This window comes from Calidithermus roseus (genome assembly GCF_003574095.1).
Classification (GTDB): domain Bacteria; phylum Deinococcota; class Deinococci; order Deinococcales; family Thermaceae; genus Calidithermus; species Calidithermus roseus.
The window spans coordinates 1-2286 of sequence record NZ_QWLA01000147.1; the positions used below are offsets into that span (position 1 = coordinate 1).

Consider the following 2286-nt stretch of genomic DNA (forward strand, 5'->3'; position numbering starts at 1 on the left):
CCCCCAGCCAGTGCACCTGCCCCCGAGCCTCGGCGGCGGCGAGGGTCCGGCGCACCTCGAGTTCGTAGGCGGCCTGGGGGTCTTCGGTTTCGAAGCTCTGCCGCCACAGCGCGCTACCCCCGGCGACGACCAGGTGGGCCTGGGGAACGCGCTCGGCCAGCCGGGCGAAGGCCCGCGCCAGGTGCAGCACGCCCTTCTCCGGCACGATGGCTCCCGCGTAGAGCCACACCGGGTCCCCCGCCTTCACGCCCCAGCGCTCCCGCAGCCCGAAGCGCTCCCGAGCGTAGCGGGCCGGGTCAAAACGCACGGCGTCCACGGCGTTGTACACCTGGAAAACCCGCTCCCCCCCGCCTAGGCCCTGCTCGAGCCGCCGCGCCACGAACTGGCTCACCGCGATGAAGGCGTCGCAGTGCCGGGCGATGGCCGCTAGCTCGGCCCCGGCTGCATTGTGCAGGGGGTCATGGTGCACGTGCACCACGCGGGCTCTGACCCTCAGAAAACGCAGGTAGCTATAGAGGTGGCCGTGGGCCACGTCGAAGCTCTCCCGCAGGCACAGCAGCACGTAGGGCAGGTGGTTGCGGAAATCGAGCCCCCGCCAATGGGCCCAGGGCAGGGGTTTGAGCTGAACCAGGCGCACCTCCAGCCACTCCCGCGTCCAGGCCTCGGGGCCGATGGCGACCACCCAGGGCTGGTGCCCTGCCCTCGCCTGCACGCGGGCGAGCTCGAGGGCCACCCGCACCGCCCCACTGGCCCGCTCCCGCTCGGGATCTTTGGGTAGGAGCAGGTTGCCCACCAGGTGCAGCACCTTCACGCCCCACCTCCGCGGGACGCGGTGGGCAATTCCCTGACGATCCGGCGCAGGTAGCCCAGCTTCCACATCGCCCCGGCATAGGCCGCCGCAGCCAGGGCGATGCCCAGCAGCAGCCCCAGCGCGCCGGGAAACAGCCACAGGGTCAGCAAGGGAGGCAAAAAGGCGGTCAGGAAGCCGATGAGCAGCACCTGGGCGATCACGCCCCAGGGCAGCCCCACTCCGGCCAGCCGCCGCACGATGAAGTACTTGAGCCCCGCGTAGGTCCCCTGCGCTATGGTATTGGCGATGGCAGCCCCCACCGCCCCGTGCTGGGGTACCAGCCACACGCTCAGCCCGACTCCCAACAGTGAGGCTCCGATCCCGATGGGGAAAGCCGCCCAGGGGCGGTTGATGGCGCCGAGGGTCAGGCCATAGAGACCCACCAGGCACATCGGCAGCATGCCGATGAAGAGCACTTGGGCCGGACGGGCGGCTTCGATCTTATCTACCCCGAAGAGCAGGGCAATCAGCTCGGGTAGGGTGACCAGCCCGCCCAGAAACAGCGGGGTAGCGTAGACCACGCTCAAGAGCCCGGCCTGTTGGATCTTGTGGCGTATGGCCGCCCAGTCCCCCTGGCCGAAGCTGTGAGAGATGGCGGGGTAAAAGCTGTTGACCAGGGCCCAGCCGGTCATGAACAGCAGCTGGAAGATGGTGTAAGCCAGGCTGTAGAAGCCGATCTCCGCCGCGGTGGAGTAGAGCTCGAGAAACAGCACCCCCGAGCGCTGGATCAACACCAGCTCCAACAACCCCATCACCACCAGTGGAAAGCTGAATCGCAGGTAGTAGCGCACGATGGGCCGGCTGGGCCACCAGCGGCGCACGCCCCTGTTCGGCTCATCGCTGAACGAGGTCAGCAGCAAGGCAATACAGTTGGTCAGCGGCAAGACCAAACTCAACAGCAAGTAGCCCGCCACCCCCCAGCCCCGCCAGTAGGCCAGCAACACCAGCACCACCTGGAGCCCGGCGCCCAGGAGGTTGGCGATGGAGGTGACGCGGTAGTTCTCCCGGCTCCAGAACACCGAGGAAAGCAGCGAGGCCAGCACCCCCGGCAAGGGCGCGGCTGCCACGACCAGAAAGTAATAGCGCAAAGGAGGCTCGAACCCCAGCGCATAGATCAGCACGGCAATGCTCAGCAGCAGGCTCGAGCCCACCAGCACCAGCATCACCCCACGTCCTAAGGCCCTGGCCTCCCCGACCTCTCCCCGCCCGCGCAGTTCCGCCGCCAGCTTGGTCAGGGCCGAGCCAAAGGACTGGGTGTTCAGCAGGGCCACCAAAGTCCCCGAGAGCCAGGCGTAATAGCTGTAGACGCCGAATTGCGCCTCGCTCAGGCTGCGGGCCACGATGACCGAGGTGACGACGCCCACCAATGCCACGAGCAGATTGGACGCGCCATTCCACAGCCCGTTGCGCACGGCACGGGCCAGGCGGGGGGGGTT

At 68.1% G+C, this 2286-nt stretch carries 2 protein-coding genes; both read right to left on the minus strand.

Annotated features, from left to right (window positions below; translation table 11 throughout):
* Positions 1–811, minus strand: an 811-nt coding sequence (locus Mrose_RS18195; protein ID WP_119280632.1) for a glycosyltransferase family 4 protein, incomplete at its 3' end; no start/stop codon positions are given.
* A partial coding sequence (locus Mrose_RS18200) for a flippase (protein WP_147371730.1) occupies positions 808–2286 on the minus strand: 1479 nt, incomplete at its 5' end. The genes Mrose_RS18200 and Mrose_RS18195, both read right to left, overlap by 4 nt.